This is a genomic window from Streptomyces albidoflavus, from assembly GCF_000719955.1.
Lineage (GTDB): Bacteria > Actinomycetota > Actinomycetes > Streptomycetales > Streptomycetaceae > Streptomyces > Streptomyces albidoflavus.
On record NZ_JOII01000025.1, the window covers coordinates 1 to 22,300 of the forward strand.

The 22,300-nt window shown below is 76.1% G+C and carries 2 protein-coding genes and 2 pseudogenes; all 4 read right to left on the reverse strand.

Annotated features, from left to right (window positions below; all coding sequences use genetic code 11):
• A partial coding sequence (locus IF45_RS31530) for a type I polyketide synthase (protein WP_440862115.1) occupies nucleotides 1-14,946 on the reverse strand: 14,946 nt, incomplete at its 3' end.
• Nucleotides 14,861-17,041: pseudogene (locus tag IF45_RS34525) on the reverse strand (type I polyketide synthase); the annotation flags it as partial. The gene IF45_RS31530 and the pseudogene IF45_RS34525, both read right to left, overlap by 86 nt.
• 39 nt (nucleotides 17,042-17,080) lie before the next feature.
• Nucleotides 17,081-20,592, reverse strand: a pseudogene (locus IF45_RS34530) (type I polyketide synthase); the annotation flags it as partial.
• Nucleotides 20,593-21,001: 409 nt separating this feature from the next.
• A complete protein-coding gene (locus IF45_RS0122470) occupies nucleotides 21,002-22,036 on the reverse strand; it encodes a GDP-mannose 4,6-dehydratase (protein WP_003946540.1) in 1,035 nt (344 codons plus the stop codon).
• Nucleotides 22,037-22,300 lie beyond the last annotated feature (264 nt).

Genomic DNA, 22,300 nt, shown 5'->3' on the forward strand with positions numbered 1-22,300 from the left:
CCCCGTGTCCAGACGGGCCACCACCGCGTCCAGCGCCTCCGCGAACACCGGGAAACGCTCGTACAACTCCCGGCCCATCCCCGCACGCTGCGAACCCTGGCCCGAGAAGAGCAGGGCGAGGCGGCGTTCCGAGGCGCGGTCGCGGACGGTCTCCAGGGGTTCGCCCCCGGAGGTGACCAGGTGGACGGCACGGTGGGCGAAGGCCCCTCGGCCGGTGGCCAGGCTGTAGGCGGTGTCGAGCGCGGGGACCTCGGGCCGGGCCTGTGTGAAGGTGGTCAGCCGCGCGGTCTGGGCCGCCAGGGCGTCCTCCGAGCGGGCCGAGACCAGCCAGGGCACGACGGACGGCTCGGTGACCGGTTCCGGGGTCTCGGCGGTGGCCGGTTCGGGCTGCTCCAGGATGACGTGCGCGTTGGTGCCGCTCACGCCGAAGGCGGAGACGCCCGCCCGGCGCGCACGGCCCGTCTCGGGCCAGGCGCGGTGCTCGCGGAGCAGTTCCACGGTGCCGTCGGACCAGTCGACGTGCGAGGACGGCGCGTCGACGTGCAGGGTGCGCGGCAGTTCGCCGTGGCCCAGGGCGAGGACGGTCTTGATGACACCGGCGGCGCCCGCGGCGGCCTGGGTGTGGCCCAGGTTGGACTTGACGGTGCCGAGCAGCAGCGGCTGCGCCGGGTCGCGGCCCTCGCCGTAGGCGGCGATCAGGGCGTGGGCCTCGATCGGGTCGCCCAGGGTGGTGCCGGTGCCGTGCGCCTCGACGGCGTCGACCTCCGCCGGGGTGAGGTGCGCGTCGGCCAGCGCCTGGCGGATGACGCGCTGCTGGGCGCGGCCGTTAGGCGCGGTGAGGCCGTTGGAGGCGCCGTCCTGGTTGACGGCGGAGCCGCGCAGCACGGCGAGGACGGGGTGGCCGTGGCGACGGGCGTCGGAGAGCCGCTCCAGGACGAGGACGCCGGCGCCCTCGCCCCAGGCGGTGCCGTCCGCGGCGTCGGCGAACGCCTTGCAGCGGCCGTCGCCGGCCAGGCCGCCCTGCGCGGTGAACTCCACGAAGGCGTCCGGGCTCGCCATCACCGAGACGCCGCCGGCGAGGGCCAGGGTGCACTCGCCGGAGCGCAGCGCCCCGGCGGCCATGTGCAGGGCCACCAGTGCCGAGGAGCAGGCGGTGTCGACGGTGACCGCCGGGCCCTCCAGGCCCAGGGTGTAGGACAGGCGGCCGGACATCACGCTGGCGGTGGTGCCGGTCGCGGCGTGGCCGCGCACGTCGGTGGTGCCGCGCCGCAGCACGGTGGCGTAGTCCTGGCCGTTGGTGCCGACGAAGACGCCGGTGGCGCTGGAGCGCAGGCCCTGCGGGTCGATGCCGGCCCGCTCCAGGGCCTCCCAGGAGGTCTCCAGCAGCAGGCGCTGCTGCGGGTCCATCGCGAGGGCCTCGCGCGGGGAGATGCCGAAGAACGAGGCGTCGAAGAGTCCGGCGCCCTGGAGGAAGCCGCCCTCCAGGGTGGCGGAGCCGCCACGGGCCAGCGAGTCCAGGTCCCAGCCGCGGTCGGCCGGGAAGCCGGAGACGGCGTCGCGGCCCTCGCCGAGGAGCTGCCAGAGCTCCTCGGGCGACTCGACACCGCCGGGGAACCGGCAGCCCATGCCGACCACGACGACCGGGTCGGTCTCCGTGGCGCGGGGAGCCTCGCCGGCCGCGTTCCCGCCCGCCGCCGGCTCGGGCAGGTCGCCCAGGATCTCGGTCAGGAGGTGAGCGGCCAGGTCGCGGGCGGTCGGGTGGTCGTAGACGAGGGTGGCGGGCAGCCGCAGGCCGGTGGTGGCGCCCAGGGTGTTGCGCAGTTCGACGGTGGTGAGGGAGTCGAAGCCGAGGTCGGTGAAGGCCTGGTCGGCCTCGACGGCGTCCGGGTCGGGGTGACCGAGGACGGCGGCGACCTGGGCGCGCAGGAAGTCCAGCACGTACCGCTCGCGGGCGGGGCCGGTCAGGGCGGCGACCTGGCGGCGCAGCGCCGGTTCGGTGTCGCCGTGGGCGGTGGCCGCGCCGCCGGTGGCGCGTACCTCGGGCAGGTCGCCGACGAGGGCGCGGTGCGGGGCGAAGACGGTGGCGTAGCGCGGCCAGTCGATGTCGGCGACGAGGAGCGCGGTGTCGCGGTGGCCGACGGCGGCGTCGAGGGCGGCGAGGGCGTCCTCGGGGCTCATCGGGGTGAAGCCGCCACGGCGGACCCGGTCCTCTACGCCGGTGCCCTCGCCGGCCATGCCGGTGCCGGACCAGGGGCCCCAGGCCACCGAGGTGGCGGGCAGGCCCTGTTCGCGCCGGTGTTCGGCGAGGGCGTCGAGGTAGGCGTTGGCGGCGGCGTAGTTGGCCTGTCCGGCGGCGCCGAGGGTGCCGGCGGTCGAGGAGAACAGGACGAAGTCGGTGAGGCCGAGGTCGCGGGTCAGCTCGTGCAGGTGGGCGGCGGAGCGGGCCTTGGCGTCGAGGACGGCGGCGAACCGCTCCGGGGTGAGGGTGTCCAGGAGGCCGTCGTCGAGGACGCCCGCCGCGTGCACCACGGTGGTGAGGGGGCGGTCGGCGGGCACCTCGGCCAGGAGCGCGGCGAGCGCCTCCCGGTCGGCGGTGTCGCAGGCGGCCAGGGTGACCTCGGCGCCCAGTTCCCGCAGCTCGGCGGCGAGTTCGGCGGCGCCGGGGGCGTCCGCGCCGCGCCGGCTGGTCAGCAGCAGGTGCGGCGTGCCGCGCCCGGCCAGGAGCCGGGCGACGTGGGCGCCGAGGGCGCCGGTGCCGCCGGTGATCAGGACGGTGCCCTCGGGGGCGAACGGACGCGCCGGTTCCTGGGGCGCCGGGTGGTGGGCGATCCGCCGCGCGTAGGTGGCGGAGGCGCGGACGGCGAGCTGGTTCTCCGTGCCGGGCACGGCCAGGAGGTGCGCCAGCCGGCGGGCGACGCGGGTGTCGAACTGCTCGGGCAGGTCGACCAGGGCGATGCGGCGCCCGGGGTTCTCCAGGGCGGCGACCCGGCCGAGCCCCCACACACCCGCCTGCCCGGGACGGGTCAGCCGGTCGGCGCGTCCGGTGCTCACGGCCTGCCGGGTGATGATCCACAGGGGCGCGGTGATCCCGGCGTCGTCCAGGGCGTTCAGGGCGGCGGCCGTCGGCGCCACGGCACCGGTCCCTGCCACGTCGTCGGCGGTGGCGGCGGTGTCGAGGGCCGGCAGGGCGAGGACGCCGGTGAAGCCCTCCTCGGGGCGCGGCAGCCGGCGCAGGGTGTCGGCGAGCGCGGCACGGTCGGGGGCCGCGAGGTCGACGGTGACCTCGGCGGTGTCCAGGCCGAGGGTGTCCAGGAGCGCGGCGGTCTCGGGCGCGGCCGTACCGGTGGGACGCAGGACCAGCCAGGTGCCCTCGGGCCGTCCGGTGGGGGCGCCGTCGAGCGGCTTCCACACGATCCGGTGGCGGCGGCCGTCGGCGGCGGCCTGTGCGGTGCGGCGGCGGCGCCACGAGGACAGGGCCGGCACCAGGGCGGACAGCGTGTCGTCGTCCAGGCCGAGGTCGGCACCGAGCGTGGGCAGGTCGGCCCGCTCGACGGCCGACCAGAACGCGGCGTCGGCGCCGGTGTCGGCGGGGCCCGCGGCCGTGGCCGGGGTGAAGGTGGTGTCGGGCCAGTAGCGGCTGCGCTGGAAGGCGTAGGTGGGCAGGTCGACGCGGCGGGCGCCGGTGCCCTCGAAGGCGCCGGTCCAGTCGACGGCGGTGCCGTGGACGTGCAGCCGGGCGAGGGCGGCGGTGAGGGACGGCACCTCGTCGCGGTCGCGGCGCAGCGCGGGGACGACGGTGACGGGCCGGGCGGCGGCGTCGGCCGGGTCGGCGTCGAGGACGTCGCGGGCGGCGGCGGAGAGGGTGCCGTCGGGACCGAGTTCCAGGCAGGAGGTGACGCCCTGGCGGGCGAGGGTGCGTACGGCGTCGGCGAACCGGACGGTGGCACGGACCTGGCCGACCCAGTACTCGGGCGAACGCAGTTCCTCGGGGGTGGCGGGGGCGCCGGTGACGGTGGAGACCACCGGCACGAGCGGCGTCTCGTAGGTGAGGCCGCGGGCGACGCGGGCGAAGTCGTCGAGCATGGCGTCCATGCGCGGCGAGTGGAAGGCGTGGCTGACCTTCAGCGCGCGGGTGCGGCGGCCGTCCTCGGCGAGGCGGGCGGCGACGGCGGCGACCGGCTCCTCGTCACCGGCGATCACCACGGCGCGCGGGCCGTTGACCGCGGCGAGGGAGATCCGGTCCTCGCCTCCCTCCAGGAGGGGCAGTACCTCTTCCTCGCTCGCCTCGACGGCGACCATGGCGCCGCCCGCCGGAAGGGCGGCCATGAGGCGGCCACGGGCCGCGACGAGGGCGCAGGCGTCGTCGAGGGAGAAGACCCCCGCCACGTGGGCGGCGGCGATCTCACCGACGGAGTGGCCGGCGACCTGGTCGGGGCGTACCCCCCAGGACTCGACGAGCCGGTACAGCGCCACTTCGAGGGCGAACAGGGCGGGTTGCGTGTACGCCGTGTCGTCCAGGAGCGCGGCCTCGGCGGTGCCCTCCTCGGCGAAGAGCACCTCGCGCAGCGGGCGGTCCAGTTCCTGGTCGAAGCGGGTGAGGACCGCGTCCAGGGCTTCGGCGAAGACCGGGTGACGCTCGTACAGGTCCCGTCCCATGGCCGGGCGCTGGCTGCCCTGGCCGGTGAAGAGGAAGGCGAGCCCTCCTCGTGCGGGGGCGCCGGTGAGCAGCGAGGCGTCGGGGGTGCCCTCGCGCAGCGCGGTGAGCGCCCGCAGCAGGCCGTCCCGGTCGCCGGTGAGGACGGCGGCGCGGTGCTCCAGGACGCCACGGGTGGTGGCCAGCGAGTGGGCCAGGTCCACCAGCGGTACGTCCGGACGGCCGGCGAGGTGTCCGGCGAGCCGCTCGGCCTGCTCGCGCAGGGCGGCCCGGGTCCGGGCGGAGAGCACGACGGGGACGCCCGGGGGCAGGGTGGCCGGGTCGCCGGCGGGGGCCGGGGACGCGGAGGGCTCGGTCGCGGGCTCCTCGGGCGCCTGCTCGACGATGGTGTGGACGTTGGTGCCGGAGAGGCCGAAGGAGGAGACGGCGGCCCGGTGCGGGCGTCCGGTCTCGGGCCACGGCACGGTCTCGGTGGCCAGGTCGATGGCGCCGGAGCCCCAGTCGACGTGGCTGGAGGGGGTGTCGACGTGCAGGGTGCGCGGGACGATGCCGTGCCGCATCGCCATGACCACCTTCATGACACCGGCGATGCCGGAGGCCATCTGGGTGTGGCCGATGTTGGACTTCACCGAGCCGAGCAGCAGCGGCCGGTCCCCGGGCCGGTCCTGGCCGTACGTCGCCAGCAGGGCCTGGGCCTCGATGGGGTCGCCGAGGGCGGTGCCGGTGCCGTGGCCCTCGACCACGTCCACCTCGCCCGGGGTGAGCCGGGCGTTGGCGAGGGCCTGGCGGATGACGCGCGCCTGGGAGGGGCCGTTGGGGGCGGTGAGGCCGTTGGAGGCGCCGTCCTGGTTGACGGCGGAGCCCCGGATGACGGCGAGGACGGGGTGGCCGTTGCGGCGCGCGTCGGACAGCCGCTCGACGAGGACCAGGCCGACGCCCTCGGCCAGGCTCATGCCGTCGGCGCCCTCGGCGTACGCCTTGCAGCGGCCGTCGGGGGCCATCGCGCGCTGGCGGCTGAAGCCGGTGAACGCCTGCGGGGTGGCCATGACGCTGACGCCGCCCGCCAGGGCGAGGGTGGACTCGCCGTTGCGCAGCGACTGGCAGGCCAGGTGGAGCGCGACCAGGGAGGAGGAGCAGGCGGTGTCCAGGGTGACGGCCGGGCCCTCCAGGCCGAAGGTGTAGGCGAGCCGGCCGGACATCACGCTGGAGATGGTGCCGGTGATCAGGTGGCCCTCGGCGCCCTCGGAGCCGGCGCCGCCCGCGGTGTAGTCCTGGTAGCTGGCGCCGATGAAGGTGCCGGTCATGCTTCCGCGCAGGGTCGCGGGGTCGATGCCCGCGCGCTCGATCGCCTCCCAGCCGGTCTCCAGCAGCAGGCGCTGCTGGGGGTCCATCGCCAGTGCCTCACGCGGGGAGATCCCGAAGAAGCCGGCGTCGAAGTCGGCGACGTCGTGGAGGAATCCGCCCTGCGTGGAGTAGGTGGTGCCGGGCCGGTCGGGGTCCGGGTCGTAGAGGGCGTCGGCGTCCCAGCCCCGGTCGGCGGGGAAGCCGGTGATGGCGTCGGCGCCGGCCGCGATCAGCTCCCACAGGGCCTCGGGCGAGGTGACGCCGCCCGGGTAGCGGCAGCTCATCGCGACGACGGCGATCGGCTCGTCGTCGGTGGCGGCCGTGGTGCGGACCGGGCCGTCGGAGTCGGCGGCGGGACCGCCGGCCAGGCCCCGCAGGTGGCCCACGAGGGTGAGCGGGTCCGGGTAGTCGAACACGAGGGTGCTCGGCAGGGTCAGGCCGGTGACGGAAGCCAGCCGGTTGCGCAGGTCGACCGCGGTGAGCGAGTCGAACCCGATGTCACGGAAGGCGCGACGCTCCGACAGCACCTCCGGGGAGGCGTGGCCGAGGACGGTGGCCGCCTCCGAGCGGACGAGTTCCAGCAGGAGGCGGTCCTGCTCGCCGGCGGGCAGGGAGCGCAGGCGGTGGATGAACTCTCCGGCCTCGCCGGCGCGGGCCTCCTGCTGCTCGGTGAGGCGGCGGACCTCGGGCACGTTCTCGAAGAGCTCGGTGGGCCGCGAGGAGGTGAAGACGGGGTGGTAGCGGTCCCAGTCGACGTCGGCGACGGCGACGGCGCCCTGGTCCCCGTCGAGGACCTGCCGGAGCCCGGCGAGGGCGAGGCGCGGGTCCATGAACTCCAGGCCGCTGCGGCGGATCTGGCCGGGGTCGACCCGGCCGAGCTTCATGTCGTCGGCCCAGATGCCCCAGGAGACGGCGGTGCCGTGGGCGCCTCGGGCGCACCGGTGCTCGGCGAGCGCGTTGACGTGGGCGTTGGCGGCGACGTACGCGGCGTGCCGGCCACTCCCCCACATACCGGCGGTGGACGAGTAGAGGACGAAGGCGTCGAGCTGGTCGTCGTCGAGGAGTTCGTCGAGGTGGGCGGCGCCCGCGGTCTTGGCGTGGACGACCTTGGCGAACGCGTCGAGGCTGGTCTCCTCGATGGACTGGAGCTCGATGACGGCGGCGGTGTGGAAGACGCTGCGGACGGTGCGGCCCTCGGCGGTGAGGCCGTCGAGGAGCGCGGCGACCGCCTCGCGGTCGGTGACGTCGCAGGCGGCGACGGTCACCCGGCAGCCGCGTTCGCCGAGTTCGGCGGCGAGTTCGGCGGCGCCGGGGGCGTCCGCGCCGCGGCGGCTGGTGAGGACCAGGTCGCGGGCGCCCTGGTCGGCGAGCCAGCGGGCCAGGTGCGGGCCGAGCGTTCCGGTGCCGCCGGTGACCAGGACGGTGCCGCGCGGGCTCCAGCGGCCGGTGCCGGTGGGCGCCGGGGCCGGGGAGACACGGCGGGCCAGGACGCCGGAGGCGCGGACCGCCAGCTGGTCCTCGCCGGTGGTACCGGACAGGACGGCGGCGAGGCGTTCGCCCGCCCGGCGGTCCAGGGTCTCGGGCAGGTCGACGGTGCCGCCCCACCGGTCCGGGTGTTCCAGGGCCGCGGTCCAGCCGAAGCCCTGGACGAGGGCCTGGGCGGGCCGGGTGAGGCGGTCGGCGCGCCCGGTGGAGACGGCGCCGCGGGTCAGCGCCCACAGGGGTGCCTCGATCCCGGCGTCGCCGAGGGCCTGCGTCAGCGTGACGCTGAGGGCGAGACCGGTGGTGAGGACCGGGTGGGCGGCGCCGGTGGACTCGTCGTCGGCCAGCAGGGAGACCACCGCGGCCGGCTCGGGCAGGTCGCGCAGCCGCTCCGTGAGAGCCGCCCGGTCGGCGTCGACCCCGGTCAGCGCGAGGGGCACGGTCCGCGCGCCGTGCGCGGTCAGCTGCTCCGCCACGGCGGCGGCGTACTCGGGGTCGGTGCCCTCCGCGGTGGCGAGCAGCCAGGTGCCGTCCAGGGTCGCGGAGGGGAGCGCGCCGAGCGGCTTCCAGGTGGCGCGGTAGCGCCAGGACCCGACGGTGGAACGGTCGCGCCTGCCACGGCGCCAGGTGGAGAGGGCGGGCAGCAGCGGGGCGAGCGCCTCCCGGTCGAGTTCCAGCCGGGAGGCGAGGGACTCCGCGTCCTCCTGCTCGACCTCGGCCCAGAACTCGGCGTCGGCGGGGTCGCCGTCGCCGGAGCCCTGCGGGCGGGCGGAGACGGCCCACAGGTGCTCACGCTGGAAGGCGTAGGTGGGCAGGGGTGTCCTGCGGGCGCCGGTGTCCGCGTAGACCGCGTTCCAGTCGGCCCGGCCGCCGCGTACCCACTGTTCGGCGAGGGAGGTGAGGAAGCGCGCGGTGCCGCCCTGTTCGCGGCGCAGGGTGCCGACGGCGGCGGCCGGGCGGCCGGCCTCCTCGGCGGTGGCCTGGACGGCCATGGTCAGCACGGGGTGCGGGCTGATCTCGACGAAGAGCGTGTGTTCGGTGTCGAGCAGGGCGCGCACGCCGTCCTCGAAGCGGACGGTCTGCCGCAGGTTGCGGTACCAGTAGGCGGCGTCCATGCCGGTGGTGTCGAGCGTGGCGCCGGTGACCGTGGAGTGGAACGGGACCCGGGCGGCGCGCGGTGCCACCGGGGCGAGCAGGTCGAGGAGTTCGGCCTCGATCCGCTCCACCTGTGCCGTGTGGGAGGCGTAGTCCACGGCGATCCGGCGGGCCCGCAGGTCGCGGGCGGCGAACTCCGCCTGGAGGGCGTCCAGTGCCTCGGGCGTACCGGCGAGGACGACGGAGCGCGGGCCGTTGACGGCGGCGACGGAGACCGCGCCCGCGTGGGGGGTCAGGTACTGCTTGGCCTCGACGGCGGAGACCTGGACGGACATCATGCCGCCGGCCCCGGCCAGGACCCGGCGGATCGCCTGGGAGCGCAGGGCGACGACGCGGGCGCCGTCGTCGAGGGTGAGGGCGCCGGAGACGACGGCGGCGGCGATCTCGCCCTGGGAGTGGCCGATCACCGCGTCGGGGGTGACGCCGTGGGCCCGCCACAGCTCCGCGAGGGAGACCATCACGGCCCAGGTCGCGGGCTGCACGACGTCGACCCGGTCCAGGGTCGGCGCGCCGTCGGCCTGGCGGACGACGTCGACGAGGTCCCAGTCGGTGTACGGGGCCAGGGCGGCCGCGCAGGCGTGGAACCGCTCGGCGAACACCGGTGACGTGTCGAGGAGTTCGGCACCCATGCCGGCCCACTGGGAGCCCTGGCCGGGGAAGACGAAGACGGTGCGGCCGTCGGTGTCGGCGGTGCCGTGGACCACCTGGCCGGTGGACTCGCCGGCGCCGAACGCGGCGAGCGCGTCGGTGAGTTCGCCGGTGTCCGCGCCGAGGGCGACGGCGCGGTGCTCCAGGACGGAGCGTGCGGTGATCAGGGTGTGGCCGACGTCGGCGGGGTGCGGTGCCGCGCCGGAGGTGACGTGGGCGGCGAGGTTGGCGGCCTGCTCGCGCAGGGCGGAGGGGGCGGCGGCCGAGAGGATCCACGGCAGGGTGCCGCCCGTGGGCTGGGCGGGTCCGGCGGCGGGGGCGGGCTCCTCGGCGGGGGCCGCCTGTTCCAGGATGGCGTGCGCGTTGGTGCCGCTGATGCCGAAGGAGGAGACGGCGGCGCGCAGCGGGCGGTCGTCCCGGGCCCAGCCGGTGTTCTCGGTGACGAGGCGGACCGTGCCGCCGGACCAGTCGATGTGGCTGGAGGGCTCCGTGGCGTGCAGGGTGCGCGGCAGGGTGCCGTGGCGCATCGCCATGACCATCTTGATGATGCCCGCGACGCCGGCGGCCGACTGGGTGTGGCCGATGTTGGACTTCACCGAGCCGAGCAGCAGCGGGTTCTCGGGGTCGCGGTCCCTGCCGTAGGTGGCGTGCAGGGCCTGGGCCTCGATGGGGTCGCCGAGGGCGGTGCCGGTGCCGTGTGCCTCGACCGCGTCGATGTCGTCGGTGGTGAGGCCGGAGGCGGCCAGCGCCTGGCGGATCACGCGGACCTGGGAGGGGCCGTTGGGGGCGGTCAGACCGTTGGAGGCGCCGTCCTGGTTGATGGCGGAGCCGCGGACGACGGCGAGGACCTCGTGGCCGTTGCGGCGGGCGTCGGAGAGCCGCTCCAGGACGAGGATGCCGACGCCCTCGGCGAGGGTCATGCCGTCGGCGCTCTCGGAGAAGGCCTTGCAGCGGCCGTCCCGGGCGAGGGCCCGTTGCCGGCTGAAGGCGATGAACGGCATCGGGTTGGTCATGACGGTGGCGCCGCCCGCCAGGGCGAGGGTGGTCTCGCCGTTGCGCAGCGACTGGCAGGCCAGGTGGAGCGCCACCAGCGACGAGGAACAGGCGGTGTCGACGGTGACGGCCGGGCCCTCCAGGCCGAAGGAGTAGGCGAGGCGGCCGGAGAGCACGCTGGGGCTGGAGCCCGTGACGGCGTGGCCCGCGGACCCGTCGTCCATGGAGACGCCGTAGTCCTGGTAGGTGGAGCCGATGAAGGTGCCGGTGGGTGTGGAGTGCACGGCGGCCGGGTCGATGCCCGCGTGCTCGAACGCCTCCCAGGTGGTTTCCAGCAGGAGGCGCTGCTGCGGGTCCATGGAGACGGCCTCGCGCGGCGAGATGCCGAAGAACCCGGCGTCGAACTCGCCCGCGTCGTGCAGGAATCCGCCCTGCGTGGAGTAGGTGGTGCCGGGCCGGTCGGGGTCCGGGTCGTACAGCGCGTCGCCGTCCCAGCCCCGGTTGACGGGGAACTCCGAGATCGCGTCGGTGTTGTCGGCGACGAGCTGCCAGAAGGCGTCGGCGGAGCGGGCGCCGCCGGGGAAGCGGCAGCTCATGCCGATGATGGCGATGGGCTCGTCGGTGACGGCGGGGCCGGTCGCCACGGGGGCGGTCTCGACCGTGCCGAGGAGTTCGGCACGCAGGTGGCGCGCGAGGGCGAGCGGGTTGGGGTAGTCGAAGACCAGGGTGCTCGGCAGCGCGAGTCCGGTGAGGTGGGCGAGGCGCTTGCGCAGTTCGACGGCGGTCAGCGAGTCGAACCCGGCGTCACGGAACGCCTTCTTGACCGGCACCCCCTCGGCGGAGGTGTGCCCGAGCACCACGGCGGCCTCGGCCCGCACGAGGTCGACGAGCAGCCGCTCCTGTTCCTGCTCGGTGAGGCCGCCGAGGCGCTCCGCCAGCCCGGAGACGGCGCCGGTGCTCCCGGGAGCACCGAGGGCCGCGACGGTGTCGACGGTGTCGAAGAGGCGGCTGGACCGGGCGGCGGTGAAGACCGGGTGGTACTGCTCCCAGTCGACGTCGGCGACGGTCACGGTGGTCTCGCCGCGTACGACGGCGCGGCGCAGCTCCGTCATGGCGGTGGCGGGGTTCAGCAGCCGCAGGCCGGCGCGTTCCAGGTTCTCCGAGACGGTCCGGTGGGCGCTGGCCATGCCGACCTCGGCCCAGGGGCCCCAGGCGACGGAGGTGGCGGCGAGGCCGCGCGAGCGGCGGTTCTCGGCGAGCGCGTCGAGGTAGGCGTTGGCGGCGGCGTAGGCGCTCTGGCCCGCGCTCCCCCAGACGCCGGCGACGGAGGAGACCAGGACGAGGAAGTCGAGGTCGTGGCCGTCGAGGAGGGCGTCGAGGTGGGCGGCGCCGAGGGTCTTGGCGGCCATGGCGGCGGCGACCTGGTCGAGCGGGGTGTCGGCGAGCGGCGCGGCCTGGCCGACGCCGGCGGCGTGCACGACGCCGGTGAGGGGGGCGTCCTCGGGCACCGCGGCGAGGACGGCGGCGAGGGCGTCGCGGTCGGCGCTGTCGCAGGCGGTGAGGGTGACGCGGGCGCCCAGTTCCTCCAGTTCGGCGCGGAGTTCGGCGGCGCCGGGGGCGTCGGGGCCGCGGCGGCCGGTGAGGACGAGGTGGGCGGCGCCGGAGCGGGCGAGCCAGCGCGCGGCCTCGGCGCCGAGGCCGCCGGTGCCGCCGGTGACCAGGACGGTGCCGGAGGCGGTGAACTCGTCCTCGCGGGGCAGGGCGTCGCCGGGGTGCCGGACGACGCGGCGGGCCAGGGTGCCGCCCGCGCGGACGGCGAGCTGGTCCTCGCCGTCGCGGGTGGCGAGGAGGCTGACCAGCCGCTGGGTGGCCGGGGCGTCGAGGACCTCCGGCAGGTCGACCAGTCCGCTCCACTGCTCGGGGCGTTCCAGGGCGGCGACCCGGCCCAGGCCCCAGGCGGCGGCGCGGGCGGGGTGGGTGAGCGGGTCGCCGGGGCCGGTGGAGACGGCGCCGCGGGTGACCGTCCACAGCGGGGCGGTGACGGCGGCGTCGCCGAGGGCCTGGGCGAGGACCACGCCGAGGGCGAAGCCGGCCGGGAGTCCGCCGGCCGGTGCGTCGGGGCCGGTGGCCTCGGGGCGGGCGGCGTCGGCGAGCGGCAGCAGCGACAGGATGCCGCGGACACCGGTGGCACCTTCGGCCGTGGCGTTCTCGACGGCGGCGCGCAGGGTGGTGGTGAGGAGATCGCGGTCGAGGTGGGAGGCGTCGAGCACCAGGCGCTCGACGACGGCGCCGTGGCCGCGCAGGGCGGCGAGGACGGTGTCGGCCGCGCCGTCGTCCTCGGTGGTGACGGCCAGCCAGGTCCCGTCGAGCACCGGGGCGCTCTCGGTACCGGCGGGCTGCCAGGCGATCCGGTAGCGGGCCGCGTCGAGGACGGCGCGTTCCTGACGGGCGCGGCGCCAGGAGCTCAGCGACGGCAGCAGCGCGTAGAGGGAGGCGTGTTCCTCGTCGCGCAGACCGAGGAGCCCGGCGAGCCCGGTGGCGTCGCCGCGTTCGACGGCGGTCCACAGCTCGGCGTCGGCCGGGTCGCCGGAGCCGTCACCGGTGCGGCGCACGGTCGGCGCGGTGGTGTCCGGCCAGTAGGTCTCGTGCTGGAAGGCGTACGTGGGCAGCTCGACGGTGCCGGCGCCGGCCGGGTGGACCGCGCCCCAGTCGACGCGGACGCCGCGGACGTGGAGCCGGGCGAGGGCGGTGAGGACGGACTCGTCCTCCGGCCGACCGGTGCGCAGCGTCGGGACGGCGTCGGCCTCGGTGTCGTCACCGAGGGTGTCCTGGGCGGCGGCGCACAGGGAGCCGCCGGGGCCCAGTTCGAGGTAGGTGGTGGCGCCGGCCTCGTGGGCGGCGCGCACGGCGTCGGCGAAGCGGACGGTGGAGCGCAGGTGGCGGACCCAGTAGTCGGCGGTCCGCAGGTCGTCGCCCTCGGCGAGGCGGCCCGTGAGGTCGCAGGCCACGGGGACGGTGGGCTCGTGGTACGTCAGGCCCTCGGCGACCTCGCGGAAGGCGTCCAGCACGGCGTCCATGCGGGGCGAGTGGAAGGCGTGGCTGACCCGCAGCCGGCGGGTGGCGCGGCCGAGGCCGGCGAAGTGCGCGGCGATGGCCGCGGTGGCCTCCTCCTCGCCGGAGACGACGATGGCCGACGGCCCGTTGACGGCGGCGAGGGCGGCCACGTCCTCCTGCCCCTGGAGCAGGGGCAGGACCTCGTCCTCGGACGCCTGGAGCGACCACATGGCGCCGCCCTCGGGCAGGGCCTGCATCAGGCGGGCGCGGGCGGCGACCAGCGCGCAGGCGTCGTCCAGGGAGAGGACGCCGGCGGCGTGGGCGGCGCCGATGCCGCCGACGGAGTGGCCGAGGAGCACGCCGGGGCGCACGCCCCAGGACCGCACCAGCCGGTACAGCGCGGTCTCCAGGGCGAACAGGGCGGGCTGGGTCCAGCCGGTCTCGTACAGGGCGGCGGCGCCCGGGGTGCCCTCCTCGGCGAACATGACGTCCTTGAGGGAGCCGTGCGGGGTGCCGGCGGGAGCGTCGACGAGGAGCGGGTCCAGGCGCGCGACGACCTCGTCCAGAGCCTCGGCGAAGACCGGGTGACGCTCGTACAGTTCGCGGCCGGTGCCGGGGCGCTGGCTGCCCTGGCCGGTGAAGAGCAGGGCGGTGCGGCCGGTGCCACCGGTCTCGCCGAGGACGAGCGCCGGGTCGGGCCGGTCGGCGGCGAGGGCGGCCAGGGCACGGCGGGCGTCGTCGGCGGTACCGACGACCACGGCGCGCTGCTCGAAGGCCGGGCGGGTGGTGGCCAGCGAGTGGGTGAGGTCGGCGGGGGCCTCGTCGGGGCGCGCGTCGAGGTGAGCGAGCAGCCGGGCGGCCTGGGCGCGCAGCGCGGGCCGGGTGCGACCGGAGAGGGTCCAGGGCAGGACGGTGGCTTCGGCGGGCGCGGTGCCGGTGGACCCGGCGGGGGCGGACTCGCCCTGTTCCAGGACGACGTGGGCGTTGGTGCCGCTGATGCCGAAGGAGGAGACACCGGCGCGGCGGGGGCGGCCGGTCTCGGGCCACGCCTCCGGCTCCTGGAGGATGCGGACGTCGCCGGTCTCCCAGTCGACGTGGCGGGAGGGGCTGCCGGCGTGCAGGGTGCGGGGAAGTTCGCCGTGGCGCATCGCCATGACCATCTTGATGATGCCCGCCACACCGGCGGCGGCCTGGGTGTGGCCGATGTTGGACTTCACCGAGCCGAGCAGCAACGGCCGGTCCCCGGGCCGGTCCTGGCCGTACGTGGCGAGGAGGGCCTGGGCCTCGATGGGGTCGCCGAGGGCGGTGCCGGTGCCGTGTGCCTCGACCGCGTCGACGTCGGCGGTGGTGAGGCCGGCCGTGTCCAGGGCCTGGCGGATGACGCGCTGCTGGGAGGGGCCGTTGGGGGCGGTCAGGCCGTTGGAGGCACCGTCCTGGTTGACGGCGGACCCCCGGACCACGGCGAGGACGCGGTGCCGTGACGCCGCCGGCCAGGGCGAGCGAGCACTCGCCCGAGCGCAGGGCCTGCATCGCCCAGTGCATGGCGACCAGGGAGGAGGAGCAGGCGGTGTCGACGGTGACCGCCGGGCCCTCCAGGCCCAGGGCGTAGGAGACACGGCCGGAGGCGATGCTGGGGGCGGTCCCGCTGCCCTGGTGGCCCTCGAAACGCTCGTCGGCGAGGGTCGCCGAGTAGTCGCTGTACATGACGCCGGCGAAGACACCGGTACGGCTGCCGCGCAGGCCCACCGGGTCGATACCGGCGTGCTCGACGGCCGTCCAGGACGCCTCCAGCAGCAGTCGCTGCTGGGAGTCGGTGGCGAGCGCCTCACGGGGGCTCATGCCGAAGAAGCCCGCGTCGAACTCGCCCGCGTCGTGCAGGAATCCGCCGTAGCGGGTGTACGAGGTGCCGGGGTGGTCCGGGTCCGGGTGGTAGAGGGAGTCGAGGTCCCAGCCTCGGTTGACGGGCAGGCCGCCGATCGCGTCGGTGCCCTCGGTGACCAGGCGCCACAGGTCGTCGGGCGAGCCGACGCCGCCGGGGTAGCGGCAGCTCATGCCGACGATGACGATCGGGTCGTCGGCGGTGGCGGGCGTCCGCGGGGCGGGGGCGGGGGCCTCGGCCTCGGGGGCGTCGGTCAGTTCGGCCAGGAGGTGGCCGGCCAGGGCCGCGACGGTCGGGTAGTCGAAGATGACGGTGGCGGAGGTGCGCAGGCCGGTGGCGGCGGCCAGCCCGTTCCGCAGCTCGACAGCGGTCAGGGAGTCGAACCCGAGCTCCTGGAAGGGGCGTTCGGGGTCGATGTCGGCGGCGGAGGCGTGGCCGAGGACGGCGGCCGTCCGGTCGCGCACCAGGTCGACGACGGCCTCCGTGCGGGCCTGTTCGTCCAGCCGGGCGAGCCGCTGGGCGAGGCCGAGGGCGGCCTCGGAACCGGTGCGCACCGTGCGGCGGGCACGGGTGCGGACCAGGCCGCGCAGGAGCGGGGGCACCTCGCCCCGGCCACGCAGGGCGGCCAGGTCGAGGCGGACGGGCAGGACGGCGGCGCGGGGCAGGGCGAGGGCGGCGTCGAAGAGGGCCAGGCCCTGTTCGACGGTGAGCGGCGGCGTTCCGGAGCGGGACATGCGCTCCAGGTCCCGCTCGGAGAGTTCGCCGGTCATGCCGCCGTCGACGGGCACCCAGGGGCCCCAGCCGAGGGAGAGGCCGGGCAGCCCGGCGTCGCGACGCAGGCGGGCGACGGCGTCCAGGAAGGCGTTACCGGCCGCGTAGTTGGCCTGGCCCGGGGCGCCGGTGGTGCCGGCGAGGGAGGAGAACACCACGAAGGCGGCGAGGTCGAGGTCGCGGGTGGCCCGGTGCAGATGCCAGACGGCGTCGGCCTTGGGCCGCAGGACGGCGGCGAGCCGCTCCTCGGTGAGGGATTCGACCAGTCCGTCGTCGAGGGTGCCGGCGGTGTGCACGACGGCGGTGACGGGGTGGGCGGCCGGTACGGCGGCGAACAGCCGGTCCACGGCTTCCGGGTCGGCGACGTCGCAGGCGGCGAGAGTGACCTCGGCGCCCAGCGCGCCGAGGTCGGCGGCGAGTCCGGCGGCGCCGGGGGCGTCGGGGCCGCGCCGGCCGGCGAGCACCAGGTGGCGTACGCCGCGCTCGGTGACGAGGTGGCGGGCGAGGGCGGCGCCGAGGCCGCCGGTGCCGCCGGTGACGACAACGGTCCCCTCGGGGTTCCAGGCGGCGGCGGTGGTCTCGCCGTCGGGGCGGACGCGGGCGAGCCGGGCGGCGAACACGGTGTCGCCCCGCAGCGCGGTCTGCGGTTCCTCGGCGGCGAGGGCCGCGACGAGCCCGGCGGGGTCGGTCCCGGCGACGGGGTCGAGGTCGAGCAGGCCGAAGCGGTGGGGGTGTTCGGCCTGGGCGGAGCGGACCAGGCCCCAGACGGCGGCGGCGGCCGGGTCGGTGAGCGGCCCTTCGCCGACGGCGACGGCGCCCCGGGTGACGAACACCAGGCGCGCCCCGGGCCGGGTGTCCTCGGCGAGCCAACGCTGGATGTGCCCGAGGACGCGGGCGGTGCTCGCGTGGACCTCGGCGGGTACGGCCTCGGGGTCGCCGCCGCCGACGGGGACGAGCACCAGGGCCGGCGTGTCGGGTCCGGCGGCCTCGGTGAGCGGGCCGACGGTGACCCCGGCGGCGGTGAGGGCGGCGCCGAGCCGGAGGGGGTCGGGGCCGAGCAGACCGACGGTGCCGGGGGTTTCGGGGGCGTCGGCGCCGTGGAGGCGGGTCCAGTCGAGGTGGAAGAGGGCGTCGCGCTCCAGCACGCCGGCGGCGGCCCGGCGCGCGTCGGGGGCGGAGCGCAGCACGAGGGAGCCGACCGAGGCGACGGGTGCCCCGGTGGTGTCCGCGACGGTGAGGGTGACGGCGTCGTCGCCCGCGGGGGTGATGCGGACGCGGGCCTCGGTGGCGCCGGCCGCGTGGAGGGTGACGTCCTGCCAGGCGAACGGCAGGCCGCCGCGGGCGTCCTCGCCGAGCGGGGCGAGGGCGGTGGCGTGCAGGGCCGCGTCCAGCAGCGCCGGGTGCAGGCCGAACGAAGAGGCGTCGCCCGCGGGTCCCGCGTCGAGAGCCACCTCGGCGAAGGTCTCCTCGCCCCGGCGCCAGACGGCGCGCAGGCCGCGGAAGGCGGGGCCGTAGGCGAAGCCGGACTCGGCCAGCCCCTCGTAGAAGCCGTCGAGGCCGACACTCTCGGCGCCGGCGGGCGGCCAGACCGCCGCGTCGAACTCCTCGCCGTGGTGGGCGCCGGAGGCCAGGGTGCCGGCGGCGTGCTGGGTCCAGGGCCGGTCGTCGTCGCCGTCGGGGCGGGAGTACAGGGTCAGGGCGCGGCGGCCGGTCTCGTCGGGGCTGCCGATCCAGACCTGGACCTGGACGCCGCCGTCCTCGGGCAGGGCGAGCGGGGCGGCGAGGGTGAGTTCCTCGACGCGGTCGCAGCCGACCTCGTCGCCGGCGCGGACGGCGAGTTCGAGGAAGGCGGTGCCGGCCAGCAGCACGGTGCCGCGCACCGTGTGGTCGGCGAGCCAGGGATGGGTGCGCACCGAGAGGCGGCCGGTGAGGAGCAGGCCGTCGGAGTTGGCGAGGGTGACGGCGGCGGCGAGCAGCGGGTGGTGGGCGGCGCCGAGCCCCGCGGAGCGCATGTCGCCGGTGAGCCCCGTGACGCCCTTGGGCCAGAAGCGGCGGTGCTGGAAGGCGTAGGTCGGCAGGTCGGTGTGGCCGGCGCCGGTCCCCTCGAACCAGCGGTCCCAGCGCACCGGGACGCCGCGCAGGTGGAGTCCGGTGGCGGTCTCGGTGAGGGTGGCGGCCTCGGGGCGGTCCTTGCGGAGCGCGGGCAGCACGGCGGCGCGCTCGTGCCCGGCGGCGTCCAGGACGGTCCGGGTGAGGGCGGCGAGGGTGGCGTCGGGGCCCAGTTCGAGGAAGAGCCCGGTGCCGTGGCCGGCGAGCCAGGAGACTCCGTCGGCGAAGCGCACGGCGTGGCGGACGTGATCGGTCCAGTAGCCGGCGGAGGTGAGCTGCTCGACGGTGGCGGGGGCGCCGGTGAGGTTGGAGACGACCGGGACGGTGGGGGCCTGCGGGGAGAGTCCGGCGACGACCGCGCGGAACTCCTCCAGCATCGGGTCCATGAGCGGCGAGTGGAACGCGTGGGAGACCCGCAGCCTGCGGGTGCGGCGCCCGAGGGCCGCGACGCGGGCGGTGATGGACTCGACGGCGTCCTCGGCTCCGGAGACGACGACCGCGGCCGGGCCGTTGACGGCGGCGACGGAGACCTGTCCGGCGTGTTCGGCGACGAGCGGCGCGACCTCGTCCTCGGTGGCCTCCAGGGAGACCATGGCGCCGCCCTCGTCCAGCGCCTGCATGAGGCGGCCACGGGCGGTGACCAGGGTGCAGGCGTCGGCGAGGGTGAACACCCCGGCGACGTGGGCGGCGGCTATCTCGCCGACGGAGTGTCCGGTGAGGTGGTCGGGGGTGACGCCCCAGGACTCGACGAGCCGGTACAGGGCCACTTCGAGGGCGAACAGGGCGGGCTGCGCGTACTCGGTGCGGTCGAGGAGCGCGGCCTCCTCGCTGCCCTCCTCGGCGAGGATCAGGGGCTTCAGCGGGCGGTCGAGCCCCGCGTCGAGGTGCTCCAGGATCTCGTCGAGGGCGCGGGCGAAGACGGGGAAGCGGGCGTGAAGGTCGCGGCCCATGCCGGGACGCTGGGAGCCCTGGCCCGAGAAGAGCACGGCGAGCTTGGTACGGCCACGCAGCTGGTGGGTGGTGAGACCCGGGGCGTCCGCACCGGCGGCGAGCGCGGTGAGGACGGCGACGGCGGTGTCCCGGTCGGCGGTGGTGAAGGCCGCGCGGTGCTCCAGGGCGGAGCGGGTGGTGGCGAGCGCGTGGGAGACGTCCAGGGCCGACGGCGCCGGCCGGGCGGCGAGGTGGTCGAGGAGCCGGGCGGCCTGGGCGCGCAGGGCCTCGGGGGTACGGCCGGAGAGCAGCCAGGGCAGCGCCCCGGCGTCGACGGCCGGGGCGGCCTCGTCGTCGGCGGCCGGCTCCTGGGGAGCCTCCTCGATGATGGTGTGCGCGTTGGTGCCGGAGAGGCCGAAGGAGGAGATGCCCGCGCGACGCGGTGCGTTCTCGCGGGCCGGCCAGGGGGCGGGCTCCGTCAGCAGGCGGACGGAGCCCTCGCTCCAGTCGACGTGGGTGGAGGGCTGGTCGACGTGGAGGGTGCGCGGCAGCAGGCCGTGGCGCATCGCCATGACCATCTTGATGACGCCCGCGACACCCGCCGCGGCCTGGGTGTGGCTGATGTTGGACTTGACCGAGCCGAGCAGCAGGGGGCTGCCGGCCTCGCGGCCCTGGCCGTAGGTGGCCAGCAGCGCCTGGGCCTCGACGGGGTCGCCGAGGACCGTGCCGGTGCCGTGCGCCTCGACGGCGTCGACGTCGGCGGCGGTGAGCCGGGCGTTGACCAGGGCGGACTCGATGACGCGCTGCTGGGAGGGGCCGTTGGGGGCGGTCAGGCCGTTGGAGGCACCGTCCTGGTTGACGGCGGACCCCCGGACCACGGCGAGGACGCGGTGACACCGGCGGCCAGGGCCAGGGAGCACTCCCCCGCGCGCAGCGACTGGGCGGCCAGGTGCAGGGCCACCAGGGAGGAGGAGCAGGCGGTGTCGACGGTCACGGCCGGTCCGACGGCACCGAAGAAGTAGGAGAGCCGACCGGAGAGGATGCTGGTGGCGTTGCCGGTGAGCTGGAAGCCCTGGACGTCGTCGTCGGGGCCGACCCGGTAGTCCTGGGGCATGGCGCCGACGAACATGCCGGTGCGGCTGCCGCGTACGCCCGCGGGGTCGATGCCGGCCCGTTCGAAGGCCTCCCAGCCGGTCTCCAGGAGCAGGCGCTGCTGCGGGTCCATGGACAGCGCCTCGCGGGGCGAGATGCCGAAGAAGTCCGGGTCGAAGGCGGGCGCGTCGTGCAGGAAACCGCCGGCGAAGTCGGCGGGGCCCTCGCCGAGGGCGGCCTCCCAGCCACGGTCCTCGGGCATGCCGGTGATGCCGTCCTCGCCGGCGACCAGCATCTTCCACAGGTCCTCGGGGCTGCTCACCCCGCCGGGGTAGCGGCAGCTCATGCCGACGATCGCGATGGGCTCGGTGGCCGCCGCCTCCAGCTCGGTCACCCGCTGCCGGGAGCGCTTCAGATCGGCGCTCGCCCGCTTCAGGTAGTCCCGGAGCTTCTGTTCCTTGTCCATATCAACGCAACCCATCTGGATGAAGACCGGCGGACGGCTGGCGGTCCGGCGTGGACACCGGGCGCCCGGGACGGCCGGAGGGGGCCGGGCCGGGCGGGGTGTCCCGAGGAGGGGAAAGGGCGGGGGGCGGGGCCTGGGCGGCCTGCCGGGCGCGGTGTCTCACGTGCCTGCGGGGGCGGCCCGGGCGCCGCTCCGCGGACCGGAGGACCAGGGCGGCTCTCCGGCACGCGGGCGGGCGGGCGGCGCCACCGCCGCTCCCTGGGAGCACACGCCGAGCACGCGTGCCGTGCCCTCAGTTCCGCTGACCATGGGGCCCAGTCTGCGGCGGGTGGGGCTTTGGAAATCCCTAGTGTGTGCGCGGGTGACGGGGCCGCAGGTTCGCAGGTCACGAGCGGCCCCGCCCCGGTCCCCGGACGGAGCCGGCCTACCAGCTGCCGGTGGCCAGGAGCTGGCTGTAGTCCCGCTCCCGCGATGCCTGGCGCAGGTCGGACTCGACCATCATGCGCATCAGCTGCTCGAAGTCGACCTCGGGCTCCCAGCCCAGTTCGCGCCGGGCGTTGCCCGAGTCGGCGCAGAGGGTCTCGACCTCGGCGGGGCGCACCAGGCCGGGGTCGACGACGACGTGCTCCTGCCAGTCGAGGCCGACGTGCTCGAAGGCGATCCGGGCCGCGTCGCGGACCTGGTGCATCGCCCCGGTCCCCACCACGTAGTCACCGGCCTGCTCCTGCTGGAGCATCAGGTGCATGGCGCGGACGTAGTCACCCGCGAAGCCCCAGTCGCGCTCGGCGTCGAGGTTGCCGAGGTGCAGCTTGTCCATCTGGCCCAGTTTGATCTGGGCGACGGCCAGCGAGATCTTGCGGGTGACGAACTCGGCGCCACGGCGCGGCGACTCGTGGTTGAACAGGATCCCGGAGACCCCGTACATCCCGTACGACTCGCGGTAGTTCTGGGTGATGTAGTGGCCGAAGGCCTTGGCCACGCCGTACGGGCTGCGGGGGTGGAAGGAGGTGGTCTCCCGCTGCGGGCTCTCCGCCACCTTGCCGTACATCTCGGAGGAGGACGCCTGGTAGAAGCGGATCTGGCCGCGGGGCGAGCCGCCGGAGGACTTGGTGAGGCCGGAGACGATGCGGACCGCCTCCAGCATGCGCAGCACGCCGGTGCCGTTGACCTCCGTGACCAGTTCGGGCTGTTGCCAGGACATCGGCACGAAGGAGATGGCGCCCAGGTTGTAGACCTCGTCGGGCTGGACCAGGTCGACCGCCGAGACCAGGCTGCCCTGGTCCATCAGGTCGCCGTCCACGAAGGACAGCTCCGGGATCAGCTTGGCGATCCGGTCCTTGCGGGGGTTGGCCTGGCCCCGGCAGAGCCCCCAGACCTGGTACCCCTGGTCGAGGAGGTGTTCGGCCAGGTACGAACCGTCCTGTCCGGTGATTCCGGTGATGAGTGCACGCTTGGACATCTTTCCTCTTTCCACCGCCACGGTGAGGACCGGTCGGGCGGGTGTCCGCGCCGGCGGGGGCGGACTGATGGACCCCCCATGCGTACTGACACGCTCCGGCGGAGGGCAGAGCCTTGCCCCCCGCCGGAGCACGAGACGCACGGCTGCGCTCACGAGCCGTCCTCGTCGCGGACATGCAAGCACGGGCAGAGCTAAGGGATTTGCGAGTCTTCACGGCCGCGTCCCGCGCACGGGCCGACGGAAATCACCGCATAACGCGGCACA

Coding starts and splice junctions, on each gene's coding strand:
- IF45_RS0122470 (WP_003946540.1), bottom strand. CDS start 22,036: ATGTCCAAGCGTGCACTCATCACCGGAATCACCGGACAGGACGGTTCG.